Source organism: uncultured Megasphaera sp., from assembly GCF_958350005.1.
In the GTDB taxonomy this organism is placed as follows: domain Bacteria; phylum Bacillota; class Negativicutes; order Veillonellales; family Megasphaeraceae; genus Megasphaera.
Genome location: NZ_CATWFF010000147.1, coordinates 1 through 4,970 on the forward strand (window position 1 = coordinate 1; position 4,970 = coordinate 4,970).

General features: G+C 51.4%; 4 protein-coding genes. All 4 read right to left on the reverse strand.

Going from position 1 to position 4,970, the window contains the following annotated elements:
• Nucleotides 1-252 precede the first annotated feature (252 nt).
• Entirely contained in the window at nucleotides 253-1,737 is a 1,485-nt protein-coding gene (locus Q3886_RS08295) for a hypothetical protein (RefSeq protein WP_301860891.1), read from the reverse strand.
• Nucleotides 1,738-2,004: 267 nt separating this feature from the next.
• Nucleotides 2,005-2,574 (reverse strand): hypothetical protein, encoded by a 570-nt coding sequence (locus Q3886_RS08300; RefSeq protein WP_301860892.1) that lies wholly within the window; start codon nucleotides 2,572-2,574, stop codon nucleotides 2,005-2,007.
• 192 nt (nucleotides 2,575-2,766) lie between these two features.
• Nucleotides 2,767-4,815: a glycine--tRNA ligase subunit beta gene (gene glyS, locus Q3886_RS08305; RefSeq protein ID WP_301860893.1), complete on the reverse strand. Its 2,049-nt coding sequence runs from the start codon at nucleotides 4,813-4,815 to the stop codon at nucleotides 2,767-2,769.
• Nucleotides 4,816-4,970, reverse strand: a 155-nt coding sequence (locus tag Q3886_RS08310) for a glycine--tRNA ligase subunit alpha (protein ID WP_301860894.1), incomplete at its 5' end; no start/stop codon positions are given. It abuts the gene before it with no gap.

The following is a 4,970-nucleotide window of genomic DNA, read 5'->3' on the forward strand; positions in this document are numbered from 1 at the left end:
GACTTCTTCCCATCGTTTCAGCACCTGCTAATCAATGTCCCGAAAGCTTATCGAGGATAGTAAAATAGATACGCAGGGGCATCTGTGATTCTGCTTTGATTATATTGAATTTCACCGCTGCTGACAAGAGCTGCCTTGGCTAAATCGGTGTATTTCGCCACAAAAAAAGGACCTCCCAATTGTCAGATAGTTGGTCTGACAATTGGGAGGTCAGCACAGCCTGCATCAGCTTGTGTATCAGCCGCCTGGTGCTTAGCGGTTTTTATATCCCTTATAGTCTTTCAGCTTCGTGTTGTCTTCAAGTACTTGTTTTACGGACTTGCCCTGATTGAGCTGATCCACAGCAGCCTGTCCTTTGTCGGAGAGGCCTTTTGCTTCTTTCTTGCCTACTTGCTGCGTCTTGTCATCAGCCCAGAAGGAACCTTTTGTTTCATTACGGCCCTGGAGCAAGTAGAGCGTATCGCCACTCTTGGCTGCTTCCTTGATGCCAATATGATGTTCTTTCTGCCACGTTGCAATCCCTGCCGTCAAGGCTGCATCATCGGTACGTGTACGGTTGACTACGAGAACGACTTTGGTATCTTTATATTCCGTCGCAAAGTTGAAGTCCCCCTGCGAATCCATGGCGCCGAATACCGGTCCCCGTCCATTGTAGAGCGGGCGGATGACCTTGTCTACTGTATCTGCTTTGCCTGCGCCCTGGGTCTGTGCATGGTATGCATAGTCATAACTGTTGATATATCTTCCCTGAGCATCCTTGTTGTTGGTCATGGCTACAATGCCTTTGACGCCTGGAATCTTGAAGTAATCGACGGCTGCACGGATGACATCGAGAGGCGAAGCCGAGCAGATCCACGGGTCAATGCCGTTCTGGCTCAGTGCACTGTACAGTTCTTTCATTTCCGGCGTTACTGTGACGCCGAGTTTATACGAGACGCTGACCGGACCGGCAGCAGAAGTCAGATCTTTGGGGCCGGCATAGGATCCTTTGGTCCACGTTTGTCCTTTCTGAGGATCGCCGTAGTAGGTATCGCATTTTATGGCCAGGTTGTATACCTGATCCTGGGTCATGCCTGTAAACCAGTACGTTACCCACGGATACGACACGGAAGCATCCATCGTATCGCCAATAGCGTCGTAGAGCCAGCGCATTTTAGAAGTAAATTCCTTAAAATCTGCACTGTTCTTTACTTCTGCCGGAAGCTCGGAGCCATTCGTCGTGACGACGCCTTTGTTATAGAGGTTGGCATAGGCCTGCGAAGCGTCGGCAATGGCGTCGCTGATGCGTACAGCCTTGCCTGAACCATCGTCGGCACCGTAGGTGAGATTCAGTTTATCTGCCGGAATGCCCGTCTTGAGGACGTCGCTCATCTGATTGGGCGCAATGGCAAAGGCCAGGTGATCGAGCTGCCAGATCATCAGCTGTTCTTCCATATCGAGAATAGAAGTCGTATTGTCAAAATCGAAGATAGCATATGCGTGATTCGTCGGATCGTACGACGGGGAAGACGTGCCGTACGTGGCAATAAATTCATTAAGCTGTTTCTTGACCGTCGGGTCCCAGTTTGTACTCTTTATGTATTCCGGTGCTACAGTCTGCGATGCTGCAATTGTCGCAGGCGCAGTGACATCTGCTGCCCAGGTCGGCGCAGCCTGTACCGTTGCAAAGATGGTGGCGGCACACACTGCTGCGGCTGTCGCTCTAAGCCATTTACGTGCTCCTATGGTGTTATTCAATCAAAAACACTCCTTTCCATATCTTTTATTACTATAATCAGTTTATATGTATACTGCATATACGTCCTGTAAAACTTATGTAATAAAAGACAGAAAGGTTTTACTCCCTTCTGCCGGCGATGAAACAATGACGTAAACGGCATGCCAATAAAAAAGGCCACGCCGCCATGGCATGACCTTGTACTCATTATTCTGTTTTCATCATTCCTTCTGCCCGATTACCGCCCCAGCCAGCTGTACGGCTCAGGGCAGCTCCTGTATTCTTCCTTACATCTTTACGCCGTTGGGCACGAAGCTGCGGGCCATGTGGTTGATAATGGCCGTGTATTTATCCTTTTGTTCTGTTGGGTATACGACGGAAAAGGCCGTATAGGTCTGATTCTTTTCGTTAATGTACAGTTCATGGTAGTAGGACTGCTTACCGTTGGTCCAGCCAATGGCATAGCTGTTTTTCGTGCGAATATTGGTCGTCAGTTCCGGTGAGCCGTTGACGCCAATGTCCATGTTGCACAGTTCATCGGCTGTGAAATTCAGCGTGTTTTTAGCGGCATAGGTCATGAAAACAGCCTTGTCCTTGGGGTCCTGGAAATAGCAGCCATCCCCTTCTGCCGTCATATCTGCCTGAGTTGCTGCCTTGGGGATGTCGATGACGTAGCCGTACTTGTCGTTATAATACTGGTAGTAGCCGTTGTCCTTGGTCTTGAGGACCTGTACAGATTCTACGCTGTCCTTGTTGGCACTCTTAATAGACACCGTTTCCGGCGCAGCCAGGGCAGTCGAAGCGGCCAGGCAGGTAATCCCGGCCATGATCAGGGCGATTCGTTTTATATTCATCATGCAATTCCACTCCTTTATGTACGAGGTTTTCCGGCACAGAGCCGCACGCAGTACTACGTGGCACCTCTTTCCTATGCAAACATAGCAGATGCCCAACTGCTGCATCTGCTATGTATTATATCACAGGTAATTTTTTAAATACAAGAACAACCCCTGCTGTCAAGCAAGGTGTTACCAAACTGTAACATGTGGCTACGACAGTTTTTTAATATCCCCTACGGGACGGATAAGGCTGAATACCAACGTCAGTAAGTGCATGCGGTTGTCCTTGACTTCCGGATTTTCATGCATAACCAGGACATTGTCGAGGAACTTGTTGATCGCATCTACCCCTTCGGACAACACGTCAACTACGCCGGCATAATCATAGACAGCGTATTTCTGCGGCAGCGTGACCGCCATGGCCTGGCAGGCGCTGTACAGAGCCTTTTCTTCTTCTGTTTCAAACAGTTCGGGACGGACGTCTGTATCTTCTGCATCTTTGACCATATTGCCTACGCGGGTAAAGGCCTGGAGGAGCGTATCCTGGCTCATAAACTGAGAATCTGTCAGTGCCTGCGCCCGTTTATCCATTTCGGCAGCGTTGAGCGTGTCTGCAGCCAGGACGCAGTCGATAATATGGTAATCAACGCCTTTATCCTGGAAAATGTTTTTCAGGCGCAGCAGGAAATAGTCGCTGAGCTGAGCCATAATGGTCCCCTTCTTATCGTCGTCCACATCGAGGAGCTGCAGAATGAAGGCAAATACTTCGTGGCAGTTCAGGTTCCAGCCGGCATCCATGAGGATGTTCAGGACGCCAATGGTCTGACGGCGCAGAGCAAAGGGGTCCTGCGAGCCTGTCGGAATGAATCCCTGGCTGAACATGCCCGTAATGGTATCGAATTTATCAGCCAGTCCCAGGACTTTGCCCATCGTCGTCTGAGGCAGTACATCGCCGGCAAAGCGCGGCTGGTACTGTTCTGTAATGGCTTCGGCAACGTCCGGATTTTCTCCGTCAATGAGGGCATATTCTTTGCCCATAACGCCCTGGAGTTCTGTAAATTCCATGACCATCTGCGTGGCCAGATCGGCTTTGGCCAGCAGAGATGCCCGTTTCAGGAGATCTTCATCGAGGCCGAGATCGAGCTTCTGGTTCAGGAATACCGTAATCTGCTGGAGGCGCAGGGCTTTGTCATAGAGCGTGCCCAGTCCGTCCTGGAAGACGATTTTCTTCAGTTTTTCCACGTAATCGACGAGGGGCTTCTTCTTATCTTCTTCAAAGAAGAACTTCGCATCGTCCAGACGGGCCCGCAGAACCCGTTCGTTGCCGTGCTGTACCGTTTCCAGATGGTAGTCGTCGCCGTTGCGGACCGTCAGGAACAGATTCATGAGCTTGCCGTCAGCATCGCGCATGGGGAAATAGCGCTGATGATCCTTCATGGGCGTAATAATAGCCGCTTCCGGCAGTTTCAGGAAATCCCGGTCAAATTCGCCGCACAGAGCTGTCGGATATTCGACGAGGTAGACAACTTCTTCCAGCAGATCGTCGTCCATGATGATGGTGCCGCCTTTTTCATCGGCCAGTTTCTGCAGTCCTGCCAGAATCATCTGTTTCCGTTCTTCCGGATCGACAATGAGGAAATGGGCTTTCGCCGTTTCTTCGTATGCTGCCGGCGAAGGGATTTCAAAATCTCCCGTACCGAGGAACCGATGGCCCCGGCTGACATTGCCAGACGTAACGCCGGCAATGGTAAAGGGAACAACGTCGCTGCCAAAGAGGGCGACAATCCAGCGGATAGGCCGGACGAAGTGGAAGTCCAGAGAGCCCCAGTGCATGCTCTTCGGGAAGGAAAGGCCCGTAATAATCCCTTTCAGCAGATCCGGCAGAAGCGATGCCGTATCGGCGCCTACGCTGGTAACGTTGGCATATACGTAGCCGTCTTCGACAACCAGGTCTTCGACGGCAATCTTCTGGCCCCGTGCAAAGCCCATGGCAGCTTTCGTCGGCTTGCCGTCGGCGTCATAGGCGATCTTGACAGCCGGGCCCTTGTGTTTGGACGATACGTCAGCCTGTTTTTCTGCTGCCCCCGTTACGATAAGGGCAATGCGGCGCGGCGTGCCGACAGTGCGAATGCCTTCATAGGAAATGTGGGCATCTGTCAGTTCCCGTTCGGCCAGATCGTGGACCTGGGACAGAATAGACGGCATATAATGAGCCGGAATTTCTTCGGCGCCAATTTCAAGTAATACATCTTTGCTCATTTAGTGTTCCTCCTTTTTCAGCATGGGGAAGCCCAATTTTTCCCGCTGTTCCAAGTATGCCTTTGCGCAGGCCCGGGCCATGTTGCGGACGCGGCCAATGAAGGCGGCCCGTTCGCTGACGCTGATGGCGCCGCGGGCGTCGAGCAGGTTAAACG

Bases quoted from the DNA above. Each gene is read 5' to 3' on its own strand.
- Q3886_RS08300 (WP_301860892.1), bottom strand. From the start codon at position 2,574: ATGATGAATATAAAACGAATCGCCCTGATCATGGCCGGGATTACCTGC.
- glyS (WP_301860893.1), bottom strand. From the start codon at position 4,815: ATGAGCAAAGATGTATTACTTGAAATTGGCGCCGAAGAAATTCCGGCT.